The organism is Zavarzinia sp., from assembly GCF_041650655.1.
Lineage (GTDB): Bacteria > Pseudomonadota > Alphaproteobacteria > Zavarziniales > Zavarziniaceae > Zavarzinia.
On the sequence record NZ_JBAZKR010000029.1, the window covers coordinates 1 to 14,645 of the forward strand.

Sequence of the window (14,645 nt, forward strand, 5' to 3'; positions counted from 1 at the left end):
AGGCCGCCACTCTTGTGGCGAAGGTCGAGGCATTCAACTCGTGATCGGCCATCAGGACGAGGGCAAGGCGCAGCCGCTCGGCGGCCGCCTCGCCGCAGCCCCAACCCCGGGCCAGGCGATGGTGAATGGCGTCCACGCCCGGGCCGGCGCCGCAGAAGCCGGCGATGGCACCGACCAGCGTCTCGCCGTCGCGGAACAGGGCGTCGCCACCTCGGCCCAGCAGCGGCTCGCCCGTCGCGGCCAGATCGGCGACGGTGGTGAAGACATCGCCCGCCGGCGTGGCGCTTTCGGGGAAGCGGATCGGGCGAGGGGCCGACCAGAGGAGCTGCGCGACCTCTACCAGCGTGGCGCTGCGCGCGAGTTCGACCGCGTCGTGACCGCGATAGATCAATCGGCCCCGCTGCACGGTGGAAATCCCGGTCGGCAGGGCGGGCTCGCCCCAGGCCAAGGCGCTGGCCGCGATCGCCGCCGGCTTGCGGCCGCGGGCCCGTCGCCCGGCCAGGCCCGCGATGTCTTCGGCGTGGTAGAGACTGCGGCGTGAATCCGCCGGGTCCGGCTCCATCCGCACCTGGCCGCGGCTGACATAGGCATAGAGCGTCTGCGGCTTCACCCGCAGCAGCGCCAAGGCTTCGTCCCGGTCCAGCCATGTCTTCATATTGATCATATCTATCAAGATTGATCGGCTTTGGGCAGGGGGCTTAAGCAGGTGGGGCGACCGAGGAGACACGCCATGCCCGATCAGACCGCCCCCGCCCTGTTGCAGGAGATCGCCGCCGCCCTGGCGCTGCCGCCGGGTGCCGGGGCACGGGCCGTCTTCGCGGGCGACCAGCATCTGGCTTCCTGCTTCCCGGTCACCGAACTGGCGGCGGCATCGATCGCCGCGGCCGGCCTCGCCCTGTCGGATCTGGCGGGGCTCGGTCCGGTCACGGTCGATCGGCGCCTCGCCTCCTTCTGGTTCGGCTTCTCGCTCCGGCCGGAGGGCTGGGCCCTGCCGTCGCCCTGGGACCCGATCGCCGGCGACTACGAAACCCGGGATGGCTGGATCAAGCTGCACACCAATGCCCGGCATCACCGGGCCGTGGCCCTTGCCGTGCTCCGCTGCGGCGATGGCCGCGCCGCCGTGGCCGAAGCGGTACGGCAGTGGGCGGGCGACGAGCTCGAAGCCGCGGTGGTCGCGGCCGGGGGGTGCGCCGCCCGCCTGCGCAGCAGGGCAGAATGGGCCGCGCATCCCCAGGGCCGGGCGGTGGCGGCGGAACCGCTGATCCTGTGGGACGGGGAGGGGGCCGGTACCACCTGGCGCCCGGCCGGGCCACGGCCCCTGTCCGGGCTTCGGGTGCTGGACCTGACCCGCGTGCTGGCCGGGCCGGTCGCGACCCGTTTCCTGGCCGGCTACGGCGCCGAGGTGCTGCGCCTCGACCCGCCGGGCTGGGACGAGCCCGGGGTGGTGCCGGAGGTCACGGCGGGCAAGCGCTGCGCCCGCCTGGACCTGAAGACGGCGGCGGGGCGCACCGTCTTCAAGCGGTTGCTGGCGGGGGCGGACGTGCTCATCCACGGCTACCGCGCCGATGCCCTGGCGGCGCTCGGCTTCGGGGCTTCGGTCCGGCGGGCGATAGGGCCCGGCCTGGTCGATGTCTCGCTCGACGCCTATGGCCACCAGGGGCCTTGGGCTTGCCGCCGCGGCTTCGACAGCCTGGTGCAATTCTCGACCGGCATCGCCGCGGCGGGGATGGAATGGCGGCGTGCGTCGAAGCCCGTTTCGCTGCCGGTCCAGGCCCTCGACCACGCGACCGGCTATCTGATCGCGGCGGCGGCGCTGCGGGCCTTGCGCCTGGGCGGCGGCCGCGCCCGCTTGTCGCTGGCCCGGACGGCCAAGCTCCTGGCCGACCAGGCCGGCACGCCGAGCGAAGACAATCTGACCCCCGAGAGCGCCGAGGACCTGGCGCCGGGCATCGAGGCCACGGCCTGGGGGCCGGCCCGCCGGCTGCGCCCGCCCCTCACGGTCGAGGGGGCGGCGCTGGGCTTTACGTTGCCGGCCGCCGCCCTCGGCCAGCATCCGCCAGCCTGGGGCTGAGCACCCGTGCCTGTTGCACCGGGCCGGCCGTCGTGGCGACTATCGTCCGTCCTGTCGGGACGGGGGGAACGATAATGGCCGTGATCGAAGCACAGCCGATGACGGTGCGCATGGAAGGCGATTTCGTCGTCTTCCTGATCGGCATGCGCATCAACCGCTTTCGCAGCCTGCGCCGCTGGTGGCCGGTGTTCACGGCGATGCCGCGCATGATCAAGGAGCTGGAGGCCGATCCTTCGCTCGGCCTGCTCCACGCCCGCTTCCACCCGGGCATCCGCAATTTCGTGCTGGTGCAATATTGGCGAAGCCTGGAGCATTTGCAGCGCTTCGCCCATGCCCGCGAGCACGAGCACCAGACGGCCTGGAACGCCTTCTATAAGGCCGGCGGCAACGACGGCGCGGTCGGCATCTGGCACGAGACCTATGTCGTCAGGGCCGGGGATTACGAGTGTATCTATGCCGGGATGCCGGCCTATGGCCTCGGCCTCGCCGGCACGCGGGTGCCGGCGGAAGGCAGGCTGCGCTCGGCCAAGGGCCGGCTCGGCGCCTGAGGGGGGCGTCGGGGATCAGGCGGCGTGGGCGAGCTGCTGGCGCGCCCAGGCGACGATCTGGTCAGCGGTGATGGCGCCCGAATGCTGGGCGATCCGCTTGCCGCCGGCGAACAGCAGCAGGGTCGGGATGCTGCGGATGCCGAGACGGCCGGACAGTTCCGGCTCGGCGTCGCTGTTCAGTTTCAGCAGGCGGAAATCCGGTTCCAGGCGCGCGGCGGCGCTGGCGAAGGCCGGCCCCATGACCCGGCACGGCCCGCACCAGGGCGCCCAGACATCGACCAGCACGGGGGCCGAGCCGCGCGTCACATGGCGCTCGAAACCGGCGGCATCCACTTCGGCCGGGTGGCCGTCGAACAGGGCGCCCTTGCACTGGCCGCAGCGGCCCTCGCTCGCCGGCTTGTCGGCCGGCAGGCGGTTCACGGCGGCGCAATGGGGGCAGACGGTGAAACTGCCGCCGGGTTTTTGACCGGACATCGCTCTTCTCCTTCGGCACGCCGCTGGGGCGGCCCTTTCCGGAGATATGGTGTGGCCCCCCCGTTTCGGCTAGACGGGTGTCTGCGGGAGGGGAAGGGCGCTATGGCGAGCGGTCACCGGGCGGCGCGCCGTTCAGGCCGTGGGGCCGGGCCAGGCCACGGTGCGGCCGTCGAACAGCTTCAGGATCTCGTCCGGTACGGCGATCGCCTTGCGGGCCTTCATGTCGAAATAGACGGCGACGATTTCGACCGTGGCGACCGCCTCGCCGCTCGCCTCGTCCAGCATCCAGTGGAAGAAGCGCAGGGTCCGGCCGACCGTGCCCGAGGCGCCGGAGCGCAGCACGACGACGTCGCCCGCCTCGACCGGGGCCGCCCAGCGGATCTTGTAGTCGAGGGCCGCCGAGCCGATGTGGCGGGCGCGGAGCGCCTCGGACGACAGGCTGTCGGCCGCGATCAGGTGGCCGACAGCCTCCGACAGGCGGCCGATGAAGGCCTTCCGCCCGAGGAAGCCGCCGGGGCGAAGCTCGTCTGCACCGGCCGCGGAAATCCCGGTCTCGACCAGGCCGAGGGTCTTGGCCCGCTCCAGGCTGACGCCGTCGGCCGGTGCCGGCAGTTCCGGCAGGGCGGGGGCGCCGACCGCTTCGGGGTCGAGCAGCAGGGCTTCGCCCGCGGCCAGCACGGCGGGCGGCAGGTGGCCCACGGTGGCATCGACCGTGGCCGCGACATCGCCGCTCGGGGCGTGATGCATGACGTGGCGAAGGCGAAGTGCTGCACCGGCATGGTCGACCCCGATCACCGCACTCTGCACCCAGAGGGCGGCGCCGACGCGGGCTTCCTTGCGGAAGGTGATCTGGTCGGTCAGCGCGCGCCGCGGGTGCGCCACCACGTCGAGCCCCAGGCGGCGCAGCAGCACGGTTTCCGCGGCATCGAACTTGGCGCCGTAGAACTGCACGTTCATGTGACCCATCTGGTCGCATTCCCAGGCGTCGGTGCCGCCGCGCCAGGTGACGGCGAATTCGGGTGTGATGGTCATGGTTCCAGTCCGAACAGGCCGGGCAGGTCGGCCATATGGGAAAAGGTCTCGGCCCCGGTGGCGACCAGCAGGGCGGCGTCGATCTCGCGCGTGAAGCCGAGGGCGCGCATGCCGGCGGCGACCGCGGCAGTGGCGCCGGGCACGCTGTCCTCGACCACGGCGCAAAGCGCCGGATCATGGCCCATGCGCGCCGCGGCATGGAGGAAGAGGTCGGGTGCCGGCTTGCCCCGCGCCACTTCGACGGCGGAGAACACCCGCCCGTCGAACAGGGGCGCGAGGCCGGTGAGGCCGAGCGTCAGCGCCATCTTGTCCGGCGTGCCGGAGGAGGCGACGCAGGTTTCGATGCCGGCCGCCTGGATCGCCTCGACCGCGGCGCGGACCCCGGGTACGGGGCCGAGGCCGGCGCGGAATTCGGCATAGGTCTCGGCCTGCAGATCGGCGAGCCAGGCGGGCGGCAGGGCGCGGCCGAGCGCCTCCTCGATCAGGGCGACGACCGATTTCATCGAGAGGCCGACGAAGCGCCGCCGGCTCTCCCCCTCGTCGATGGCGAGGCCCTGGGCGCGCGCCGCCCGGGCCAGCGTGCGGTTGGCGATGGCTTCGGAATCGACCAATACGCCGTCGCAGTCGAAGATCACCAGGGAAGGTCGCAACAAGTCACCCGTAACGTCTCACGCGGGGATCACAGCCCCAGTTGGCGCGCGGCGAGGTCGCGCATGATTTCTTCCGAGCCGCCGCCGATCGCATTGACGCGGACTTCGCGGTAGATCCGCTCGGTCTTCACGCCGCGCATGTAACCGGCACCGCCCAGGATCTGCATCGCCTCGCGGGCGCAGAATTCCATGGTGGTGGTGGCCTGGTTCTTCAGCATGCAGATTTCGGCGATCGGCGCATCCCCTTGTTCGACGCGCCAGGCCAGATTTTCCAGCATGGCCTGGGTCGCGGTGATGCGTTGCGCCATATCGACGATCTTGTGGCGGATCACCTGGTGGTCGGCCAGGCGCTTGCCGAAAGTCACGCGCTGGCGCGCCCAGGCGATCGCCTCCTCGAGGGCGACGCGGGCGAAGGCGTTGGCGCCGGCCGCCAGCGCGATGCGCTCGCCGTTGAAATTGCGCACGATGCCCAGGAAGCCCGCATTCTCCGGCCCGATCAGGTTTTCGGCCGGCACCTTCACGTCGGCGAAATGGATCGCCGCGGTATCCGACATCCACCAGCCCATTTTCTTCAGGGGCGTGCGGGTGACGCCCTCGCTCGCCATTTCGATCAGCAGGAGGGAGAGGCCGCCGAAGCCCTTGCCCCCGGTGCGCACGGCGGTGGTCAGGTAATCGGCCCGCATGCCGGAGGTGATGAAGACCTTCTCGCCGTTGACCACATAATGCTCGCCCTCGCGCCGCGCCGTGGTCTTCAGGTTGGCGACGTCCGAACCGCCGGAGGGTTCGGTGATGCCGAGGGCCGAAATCTTCTCGCCCGCGAGAATGCCGGGCAGCACCCGGGCCTTCATCTCGTCGGAACCCAGCGCCGCGATCGGCGGCGCGCCGATGCCATGGCTCATCAGGCTGGCGATCAAGCCGCCGGAACCGGCCCGGGCCAATTCCTCGGTCGCCACGATCATATGGAACAGGTCGGTTCCCTCGATGCCGCCGTATTCTTCCGGAAAGCCGAGGCGCAGCAAGCCGATCTCCGACGCCTTGCCATAGAGTTCGCGCGGAAACGCCCCCGCCTCGTCCCATTCATCGACGAAAGGCGCCACCTCGGCCTCGACCCATTGCCGCAACGTGGCCCGAAACGCCCGATGCGCCACCCGTTAATAGGGGCTCGGCACCGGCCGCAACAAGGCATCGAACAAGGGCATATCGGTCATCGCCTCTCCTCCCGCCGGCTTGGCCGACGATTTGTCATTTTGAGGCAGGGTGCATGGAATGGGAGGCGGGGGCAAGGGGAGAGGGAATAACTAGCGTGCACGGCACATCTACGGGAGGGGCTGTCTGAGTCCCAGCTTCCTGTCACATTTGCGTTCGTTCATTTTTCTACGAGTTGCAGTAGATCCAGCGCTGTTATGCCCACATAAATGCGTCAACGGTGCCAATTTGTCGTAAAATCCAAAACTTCGATCATTTCGTAAAGTGAGCAGCACGGTACGCCGAAATCGCGACAGACGTCGGGCACTTTGCGGTTGGCCCCTCGCTTGCCGGGTTTCGAGACCTCAAAGGTAACGACAGTCCGCTCGCCCGGCACAGCTCGTCCGTACGCAATGAGGAACGGGTCGCGTCCGACCTGTTCGACGCCATTCTCGTCAAGGACCCCGTAGCCCGTGAGTGTCGTATCGGCAATCAGAGCTGGATCAAGTTCCTCATTTAATATTAGTGCGGCTCGACTCTCGGCAGAGCATAGCCAATCAACAAGCTCACCGCGGCCAACGACAATTTCTTCAAATTGCTCCAGCGGTATTTTGACATTCCCGATCGTCCCCTGGTGCTGCAACCACTCCCAAAAGACGGGGAAACGGCGCAGTGGGTAGGCCTTGCGGTCTCCGGTGATCAACGTGTCGGCGTCCAGGAGGTACAACAATCCAGAGCCTCTAAGCTGCGCGTTCAGTCATGCGGCTGACCGCGGTCGCCTTAACGCCAAGGACCTTACTTGCCTTTGTGGTTGAGAGTGCCCCTTCGGCAAGCATTCGGTTGACAAGCCGAAGGAGCCCCTGACCAACACGGTGCCGACGCACTACATAGTAATCTGGGGCGCCACCGCTTGTCGCACGTCGAGCAAACTCCAGACGGTCTGCATCAAAGCGAGTAGCGAGGTTCTGATAGAGCGCTATCGATATGAACCCGGCACGCAATAGGTTATAAGCCACCATTTTGCGGCTGACCTTCCGCACACTGGCGAACGTCCCAATTTCGTCGACAAGTGCGTCGACATGCGCTGTACGGGGGATCGTCCGAAGTTCGTCTCGGTCGAGTAAGAGTCGCCCGGCGGCGTCATCGCATAGCCGTTCGATTGTTTGGTCGCTGTCGTAGCCGCTGATCCCGCTCTCGCCCATCAGGATATGCCCGAACTCGTGGAGCAAGGTGAAGGGCCAAGCAGACCGGGAGTCTGTCTCGTTGATTACAATGAAAGGAGCTATCGGATCCGCGATCGCCATTCCTCGGAACACGCCCGGGCTCAGATTAGACGTGTGATGTCCAAGATTGCCTACCAAAAGGACAAAAACGCCTACTGCCTCGACTGCATCTCGCAGCACTTTAAAGGCATCGTCGATTGACCGTGCCCGCCGATAAGAGGTGCGATCAAACGCGAGTACGCCTTGCATCGCGGCCACGAGTGCGTTGACCCCTTGATCGGGTTGCACCGAAGCGACGAATGAGAGTGGTTCGGCTTCGTCCGCATCCTCTAGAGCGCCGCGAACCAATGCTTGGCGTGTTTTGACGTCGCGGATAAGCGCTTCAATGATCGCCTCGGAGCCGGTCTCTTGATCTCCTAAAGTCCGAAAATCGTGTGTGCGTGGCGCCGGCGGTGGGGGCGCCGACAGATAAAAGGCCAGAAGCGGGCGCCTGTAACGTTCAGACATTTTGAGCAATTGTGGACGGCTGGGGCTCCGCTCCCCGGCCTCCATCTCTGCCAGCCGCGCAGATGCGTGCTCTCCGCTGAGGCCAATAGCGCGTGCCGCATCCTCAAGCGTGAAGCCTGCGCTCTCGCGCGCCCATATCAAAATCTTGGGGTTGACCTTAGGCATAGACCTGCACGTACATCCCTAGGCGCTCACCTGGAGCATTCCTCATTTTTGCAGAAGATCATGGCGTTGTCATGTGAGCATGCCGCAGATGACGATCGCGGCGCGGCTAGAGTTGGCGGTCGCTCCTGCGAATTTGCGAGGGATCCTAATGCGTGCGAATAGCCCCTGCGCGGCTGCACCTGCGGTTTCATTTGGATTGAACCATGTGGTCTGGATTGGACCGCTCGTTTCCGATAGGTGCTCCAACCTAGCGTGACCACCGTCACCGCACCTCCGCCGCCTTCCATGCCATCCTCCCGCCAGAATTCGACGTGAGGATGAAGATGCGTTTCTTGGTGAGTCTGATGGCTGCGGTGCTGGCGCTGGGTGTTTCCGGTCTGGGGTCCGTTTCGCCGGCGCTGGCGCGGGAGATGTTGGCGCCGCGGGTGGACTATGTCGCGTCCTACCGGCTCGATCCGGACGGGGAGACCATGCGGATGGCGCATCATGGCGGCAAGATCCGGATGGAGACCACGGCGGAGGGGCAGACGGCGGTGATCTTGATGGATCCGGCGGCGCAGCAGATCCTGATGCTGCTCCAGGGCATGGCGATGCGGATGGACATGCGGCGGCCGATGCCGGGCGGGGCGTCGTTCAAGGATGGTGCGGCGGGGCTCGCCACCGATGTCGCGGTCGAGCCGCAGCCGCTCGGCACCAAGGTGATCGCCGGGCTCACCTGCACCGTCTACGAGGCGGTCTGTGAATCGTCCAGCGGGGCGCCGGTGCATTCCCGCGTGTGCCTGACCGAGGATCGCGTGCTGCTCGAATCGGTGTCGCAGGACCGCGGCAAGCCCTTCGTGCTGACCGCCACCGCGGTCGAGATCGGGCCGCAGGACCCGGCCCTCTTCGCTCTGCCGCCGGGTGTCCAGGTGATGGACATGCCGTCGATGCCGTGACTTTGTCTTCACTGGCCGGCCGTGGCAGGGTCGGCCGCAAATCAGGAGGAAATGACATGGCTCGCGCCGCTTCGATCGCCCTCGCCCTTGCCGGGCTCTGGAGCCTGCCGGCGGCGGCGGACCAGATGCCCCTGCCCAGGGTCGATTACGCCATCACCTACCAGATGCAGCCGGGCGGCCATGTCATGGACATGGCCCATCACGCCGGTTGGACCCGGGTCGACATGCACGAGCAGGGCCAGGCCATGACCGGCATCATGGACCTGCACAGCGACCGCATGATCATGCTGATGGAAACCCCGATGCCCATGGCCTTCGAGGTCGACATGAGCCAGCCCATGCCCGGCCTGCCCGGGGCGCCCGGCGCCGGCATGAGCCCGCAGCAGATGATGACGGAGGCCGACGTGAAGCTGACCGCGATCGGCGCCAAGACGGTGGCCGGGGTCGGCTGCACGCTCTATGACGCGGTCGGCACCATCGGCAAGGATTCGGCCCGTTCCAAGGTCTGCCTCACGGCCGACAACGTGATGCTCTATTCGGAGACGGTCGAACAGGGCGAAACCTATGTCCTGACCGCGACCAAGGTTTCCTTCGCGGCGCAGGACCCGGCCCGCTTCAAGGTGCCGCCGGGTGTCCGGGTGATCCCGATGCAGCAGATGCTCCAGGGCATGGGCGGCCTGCCCGGCATGCCCGTGCAATAGGGTTCAGAATTCGATTTCGACCACCCGGGCGGCCGCATTGGCGGCCATCCGCACGGTCCGGCTGAGGGAACAGCGCCCCTCGCCGGTGGCGGTCAGGTTGCGGCCACCGTCGACCCGCGCCACGGCGACGCAACTCCGCGCCGTCGTGCAGTCGACGCCGATCTGGGCGGCCTGATCCGTGGCGCCCAGCGCCGAGACGCCGCAGCGCGGCTCGACCTGGGCTTCGACGCGCAGGGTGGCGATGCGGAAGCGGCCATTCGGCCCGGGTTCGGCCGTGCCCAACTGGTCCGCCGGGGCGGCGACCGCCGGCAGGCAGAGCAGGGCGGCGAACGCCAGCAGGCGGCGGAACGGGCGCCTGGCCCCAGGGCTCGTCATGTCGTTCCTCAATAGTTGAAACTCCAGACCAGCGTATCGGTGAAGGTGCCGGGGGCCAGGGTCGACTGGCCGAAGGGCACCCTGCCGTAATAGTTGAAATTGGCGACGCAGCCGCCCTGGAGGCCGAGCAGGCCGATCGAACAGGTGTAGGAATAGACGCCGCTCGATCCCGTGCCGTCGCCCATCACGGTCGCGTAGCCGCTGTCTTTGTAGATGTTGTAGGTCGCCTGGCCGCCGCCCGCGGACGGGTTCATCTTGCGCGCCGCGAAACTGCCCGAACTGCCCGCGGTCAGGTGAATCTCGTAGCTGACCCCGCCCGAGATCACGCCGAAGCTGGTGCAGGTGACCGAGACCGTGCCGGAGACCGTGGCATCCGTGCTGCCGAAGGGATCATAGACGCCGAAATTGATCGAACTCGGGGCCGTCATGGTGCAGGTGCAGGTGGCGAGCAGGCCGCAATAGATGGTGGTCGAGGCCCGGGCCGGCGGCGCCTCGCGCAGGAAGAGCCCGCAGGCGAGCAGGAGGGCGAGCAGGACGAGCCGTCTCATGGCGCTTCCTCCCGGCAGGCCACGGGACCGAGGCGGGGCAGGGCTTCGCTGTCCGCCGGCTTGGCCGGGGCTTCGAAGCGGCAGAGGATGCCGTTGAAGGCGATGGTGCCGGTCACCGGCTGCGACAGGTCGGAGACGAAGACCTCGCCGTCATAGCCGGTGAAGGAAGGATCGACGCCGCCCTCGAAAGTCACGGTGGCGCCGGCCGGCGGGTAACTGCCGTCGGCCCTGGTGACCACGACGACGGCGCTCGCCTGGCGCTTCACCGGGAAGCGGGCGACCACGGCACCGCGCGCCCGCGGCACGATCAGCACCCGGTCGGAGGAGACGGTGGCGTCGATCGGCAGGTCGCTCGGCTCCAGGCGGATCTCGTTTTCTTCGTAGGCGCGGACATTGGGGATGAGCAGGCGGCCGTCCTCGCCGGTCTTGCCGACCGGCTGGTTGTCCTTGTAGACGGTGACGCCCGGATAGTCCGGCACGGTGACGACGGCGGCGGCATCATAGATGCGCTCGCTCGGGAACAGCCCGCCGCCGGCCGCGACCAACCCGCCGCTGGCCGAGAGTTGGAGCGCTTCGCGGGTACTGTCGGCACTGCCGATCGCCGCGAAGTCGCCGAAATGGGTGGCGAGGTCGAGCCGGCCGATCGCCCGGTTCAGCGTATCCTCGTCGCCGAAATCGCCGCGCACCGTATAGTCGAAGCCATAGAGGCCGTCGCGCTGCTGATGATAGTCGACCGAGCCCGTGGTGGTGCCGCCGCTCTGCTGGACTTGCAGGTTGGTGCTGCGCCGGGGCGCCAGCACCGTGGTCCAGGTGAGGGCCACGCTGCGCCGGCGCTCGTCGGTGCCGGTGGCGCCGCTGTGGGTTTCGGCGCCGATCAGGTTGATCGTGGTGCGGTCGGTCAGGCGCACCGAATAGGTCGCGGTGGCGACTTCGGGCGTCGTCCCGTCGGAATAGCGGAGCCTGCCGTAGCCGACCGAGAGATTGCCGAGCCGGCCGAAGGTGAGGCCGGCATTGGCCTGGGCGCGGCCGATCAGGCGGGCGTCCTCGGGATCGATCAGGTCGCTGTCGAACTGGCTGAAGCCGTCGCTCGCCCGTTCCCACAGGAGCGAGAGCGAGCCGAGCGAGCCGAGGCGCTGAAAACCGGCGTTCCAGAGCCAGCCCTCGCCCAGTTGCTCGCTGTCGGAGCGCGCGTAAGTGCCGGAGAGCTGGCCGACACGGGGCAGAACGACGACGCCGGTCAGGCCGGCCTGCCAGCGGTCGCTCTCCCATTCGCCGTGCGCTTCGGCGGTCAGCCAGTCGGTCAGGCCGAGGCGGTGGGTGGCGGCGGCGAAGGCGGCGCCGTAATCGTCGCTGGCGCTGCCGTAATTCTTCCGCCGGGCGCCGAATTCGTAGGAGAACTCCCGCTTGCCGGCGGCGAGCGAATCCGCGCTCACGTAATAGGACGAAGTCACCACCTGCTCGCGGCCCAGGAGATCGGTGACGACGAGGCGCGTCTCCCCCGCCCCGGTGGTCACCGGCAGGTCGGCGAAGGAGAAGGGCCCGGCCGGCAGATCGCCGGTATAGCGCAGGACGTTGTCGATATAGAGGGCGACGGTCGAGGCATTGTCGAGATAGCCCGAAAGCCCCGGGGCGGCGAAGGTGAACTGGCCGGGCCGCAGGTCGAAATCCGAGCTGAACTGCACGCCGCCGAAGCGGATCTGCCGCCCGAAGGTGGAATAGCCCGAGATACTGTCGCCCAGGCGGAAGCGGGTCTGCGCGGCCGGGTCGTCGTAGGTGTAGCTGGTCTCGAGGCGGAGGCCGTGGTCCTCGCTCCGGCTGTCGCCGCCGCCGTCGAGGCGGAGTTGGCCGAGGCCGCTGGTCAGGAAGGTGCCATAGGGGCCGGCCAGCGCGGCTTCGACAGCCCCGCTGCCCACCGTGCCGGTGTCGGTCGAGTTCACGGTGGAATCGTAATTCAGGAACAGCGACCAGTCGGACGAGGTCGGCAGGGCGCCCATCCGGCGGCCCAGGTTGACGGCGCTCGCCTGCATGGCGGCGGGCGGCACCTCGAGGATCAGCACCTGGCGCGTCTCGTCCAGCGTCACCTTGGCCGGATGCAGGGCGGAGAGGGGGCGGAAGATGTCGCCGTCGATCTCGATCCCCGGGCCTTCGGGCACGATCAGGCGGAGTGCCGCCAGGTCGGCGTCGCGGATCAGATAGTCGCCGTTCCGCCGATGCACCACGGCGGCGAGATCCGCCGTGCGGCCGTTGACTTCGAAGCTGACGAAAAGAACGTCGTCGCCGGTTCCCTGGGCATGGCCCTGCTGCGGCGCCCCGACGAGGGAGAGCGCCAGGCCCGCCGCCAGGGCGGGCAGCAGGTCACGGGGGCGTGACGGACTGGTCCACCGCACCGGCATCGCTCTCTGCGACGACATGCGCACCGGCCGGCAGGGCGCCGAGACCGGAGAGCTGCCAGTCGTGGCTCTGCCCCGCCAGGACGTAGCCGCCGACATCGATCGTGGCCAGCGTCTTGGCGCCTGAGACCACGCGCATCTTGCCGAGCTGGAGGTGGACATTGCCCGTGTTCTGGTAGCGCAGCACGCCGGGGGCGGGCGACGACCAGGCGCCGGCCGGCTTGGCCCCGCCGGCGGGCGCGATGAAGACGGGGATCGAAATGCGCAGCACGGTCTGCAGCGTGGCGCCGCCGACCGGTGGGGTTTCCGGGATTTCCTGGAGGAAGGCGCGGTAGCTCGCCTCGATGCCGCCGCTGCCGAGCTGGCGGTTGACCAAGCCATAACGGAGGATCTGCTTCTCGCCCGGGGCGAGGCGGAACTGGGGCGGATTGACAAGGACATCGCGCGTGGGCGCATGGCGATCCTCTCCCCCGACCTGTGTCCAACTCTCGACCGAGGCCTGCACCAGCAGGGAGTTCGAGCCGTTGTTGGTGACATAGACCGCCAGCACCGGCTGATCCGCCGAAAGCTCGACCCTGATGGGCGAGACCTGGATCGAACTCGCCGCGGCCGGCACCGTGGTTGCGGCCCCGATCACGGCTGCCAGGGCCAGCGCGGGCCAAAGCCGACTCATGACATCCCCCCTGCAGCGCCTCGTCGCAGTCAGGTTAGAGGATGCGCGGCGCACATCAATACCAGACAGTGACCGTCACCGTGTCCGAATAGGCGCCCGGGGCGACATATTGCCCGGCCGCGATATTGCCGTTGATGGTCACGCTGAGGGCCGAACCGCTGCCGGTGCCATCCACCGTGTCGGAGCCGGCGGCGGTGTCGTTGCCCCAGTTGGAGCCGAGGTGCGTGCCGCCGTTGGTGCCGATGGTGAGCGAATAGCCCAGCAGGTCGGCACCCGTCGCCTTCATCTCGCGGGCCGTGACGGCCGAGCCGTAGGTGCCCTTGTCGGCGCCGATCCGATAGGCCGTGCCGTTGGTGCAGGTGACCGAAAGCGTGGTCGAGCCGGTGCTGGCGGAAGCCGGGTCGTAGGTCCCGAAGGCCAGCGTGCTGATCGAGGTGGCGCAGGAGGCGGTCACCGTCGCCGTCACGTCGAAGGTGCCGCCGCTGTGGTCGCTCGCCGCTTGAGCATTCATCGATGCCAGCAGTGCAAGGCCCACTGCCAGGCCGAGCCGCTTTGCCGCACGCATCTTGGATCTCCACCGTTAGGCGCCCGCCCTGGGCGCTGTTCCAACAATGGAAGCATCTTCAGTCGAATTGGTATAAATATTGGTTAACAATCTCGTCAGTAATTGACAGTCACCGAAATCGTATCCGAATAGCTGCCGGCGGCCGTGAACTGGCCGGTCGGAATGCGGCCATAGACATTCACCGTCTGCCACGATCCGGTGCCCGAGCCGACCGCACTGACCCCGGTCAGCCCGTCGCCCCAGAGCACGATGCGGGCCGCATCGGTATAGAGGGAATAGGTCAGGGTGCCGCTCGGCGGGCTCGCCGTGCGGGTCATGCGGCGCTGGCTGATGGTGGCGCCGCTGCCGGTACCCTGGTTCAACTTGATCGACCAGACGGTCAGATAGGTACAGCGGATCTGCAGCGTGCTGGCGCCGTCGGTCGGCGAGGGCGACAGCGGATTGTAGCTGCCGAAGGCGAGATTGGTGGCACTGACGATGCAATTGGGATTGACCGTCATCGAGACCGTGGCTGCCGTGGTATCGCCCACGGTAGCCGCCGCCGGCCCGGCCGAGGCCAGCAGGAGCAGCAGGGCGGCGGCCGATCTCTTCACCTGTCTCTCC

General features: G+C 68.1%; 17 protein-coding genes. 4 read left to right on the forward strand and 13 right to left on the reverse strand.

Annotation, left to right across the window (positions count from 1 at the left end; translation table 11 throughout):
- Positions 1-655, reverse strand: a 655-nt coding sequence (locus tag WC493_RS08595) for a citrate/2-methylcitrate synthase (RefSeq protein ID WP_373064577.1), incomplete at its 3' end; no start/stop codon positions are given.
- 75 nt (positions 656-730) lie between these two features.
- Between WC493_RS08595 and WC493_RS08600 the strand changes: the two genes are divergently transcribed.
- A complete protein-coding gene (locus tag WC493_RS08600) occupies positions 731-2,071 on the forward strand; it encodes a CoA transferase (RefSeq protein ID WP_373064579.1) in 1,341 nt (446 codons plus the stop codon).
- A 74-nt stretch (positions 2,072-2,145) separates the two neighbouring features.
- Positions 2,146-2,619 (forward strand): DUF4188 domain-containing protein, encoded by a 474-nt coding sequence (locus WC493_RS08605; RefSeq protein ID WP_373064581.1) that lies wholly within the window; start codon positions 2,146-2,148, stop codon positions 2,617-2,619.
- A 15-nt stretch (positions 2,620-2,634) separates the two neighbouring features.
- Here the strand turns inward: WC493_RS08605 and trxC are convergent, their stop codons facing one another.
- The 6 genes from trxC to WC493_RS08635 form a co-directional block, all read right to left on the reverse strand.
- Entirely contained in the window at positions 2,635-3,093 is a 459-nt protein-coding gene (gene trxC, locus WC493_RS08610) for a thioredoxin TrxC (protein WP_373064583.1), read from the reverse strand.
- 132 nt (positions 3,094-3,225) lie between these two features.
- Positions 3,226-4,125, reverse strand: a complete 900-nt coding sequence (locus tag WC493_RS08615; RefSeq protein ID WP_373064585.1) for an acyl-CoA thioesterase — start codon at positions 4,123-4,125, stop codon at positions 3,226-3,228.
- A complete protein-coding gene (locus tag WC493_RS08620; protein WP_373064587.1) occupies positions 4,122-4,775 on the reverse strand; it encodes an HAD family hydrolase in 654 nt (217 codons plus the stop codon). Before WC493_RS08620 ends, WC493_RS08615 begins: the two co-directional genes overlap by 4 nt.
- Before the next feature lie 29 nt (positions 4,776-4,804).
- Complete coding sequence (locus tag WC493_RS08625; RefSeq protein WP_373064589.1) at positions 4,805-5,923, reverse strand: acyl-CoA dehydrogenase family protein; 1,119 nt, start codon at positions 5,921-5,923, stop codon at positions 4,805-4,807.
- Positions 5,924-6,195: 272 nt separating this feature from the next.
- Positions 6,196-6,690: a DUF4411 family protein gene (locus tag WC493_RS08630; RefSeq protein ID WP_373064591.1), complete on the reverse strand. Its 495-nt coding sequence runs from the start codon at positions 6,688-6,690 to the stop codon at positions 6,196-6,198.
- 10 nt (positions 6,691-6,700) lie between these two features.
- The gene (locus tag WC493_RS08635; RefSeq protein ID WP_373064593.1) at positions 6,701-7,855 is read right to left on the reverse strand and encodes an ImmA/IrrE family metallo-endopeptidase; all 1,155 of its coding nucleotides are present in this window, start codon (positions 7,853-7,855) and stop codon (positions 6,701-6,703) included.
- A 323-nt stretch (positions 7,856-8,178) separates the two neighbouring features.
- Between WC493_RS08635 and WC493_RS08640 the strand changes: the two genes are divergently transcribed.
- Together WC493_RS08640 and WC493_RS08645 are read left to right on the forward strand one after the other, a co-directional pair.
- A complete protein-coding gene (locus tag WC493_RS08640; protein ID WP_373064595.1) occupies positions 8,179-8,790 on the forward strand; it encodes a hypothetical protein in 612 nt (203 codons plus the stop codon).
- A 56-nt stretch (positions 8,791-8,846) separates the two neighbouring features.
- Positions 8,847-9,491, forward strand: coding sequence for a hypothetical protein (locus WC493_RS08645; protein ID WP_373064597.1), 645 nt, complete (start codon positions 8,847-8,849; stop codon positions 9,489-9,491).
- Positions 9,492-9,494: 3 nt separating this feature from the next.
- Here WC493_RS08645 and WC493_RS08650 read toward each other — a convergent pair whose 3' ends face one another.
- The 6 genes from WC493_RS08650 to WC493_RS08675 form a co-directional block, all read right to left on the reverse strand.
- Complete coding sequence (locus tag WC493_RS08650) at positions 9,495-9,866, reverse strand: hypothetical protein (protein WP_373064599.1); 372 nt, start codon at positions 9,864-9,866, stop codon at positions 9,495-9,497.
- An 8-nt stretch (positions 9,867-9,874) separates the two neighbouring features.
- A complete protein-coding gene (locus tag WC493_RS08655) occupies positions 9,875-10,414 on the reverse strand; it encodes a spore coat U domain-containing protein (protein WP_373064601.1) in 540 nt (179 codons plus the stop codon).
- On the reverse strand, positions 10,411-12,807 hold the full coding sequence (locus WC493_RS08660; RefSeq protein WP_373064603.1) for a fimbria/pilus outer membrane usher protein: 2,397 nt from the start codon (positions 12,805-12,807) through the stop codon (positions 10,411-10,413). Before WC493_RS08660 ends, WC493_RS08655 begins: the two co-directional genes overlap by 4 nt.
- A complete protein-coding gene (locus tag WC493_RS08665; RefSeq protein ID WP_373064605.1) occupies positions 12,770-13,477 on the reverse strand; it encodes a molecular chaperone in 708 nt (235 codons plus the stop codon). Before WC493_RS08665 ends, WC493_RS08660 begins: the two co-directional genes overlap by 38 nt.
- A gap of 55 nt (positions 13,478-13,532) precedes the next feature.
- Positions 13,533-14,042: a spore coat U domain-containing protein gene (locus tag WC493_RS08670; protein ID WP_373064607.1), complete on the reverse strand. Its 510-nt coding sequence runs from the start codon at positions 14,040-14,042 to the stop codon at positions 13,533-13,535.
- A gap of 95 nt (positions 14,043-14,137) precedes the next feature.
- Positions 14,138-14,635, reverse strand: a complete 498-nt coding sequence (locus WC493_RS08675; RefSeq protein WP_373064609.1) for a spore coat U domain-containing protein — start codon at positions 14,633-14,635, stop codon at positions 14,138-14,140.
- Positions 14,636-14,645 lie beyond the last annotated feature (10 nt).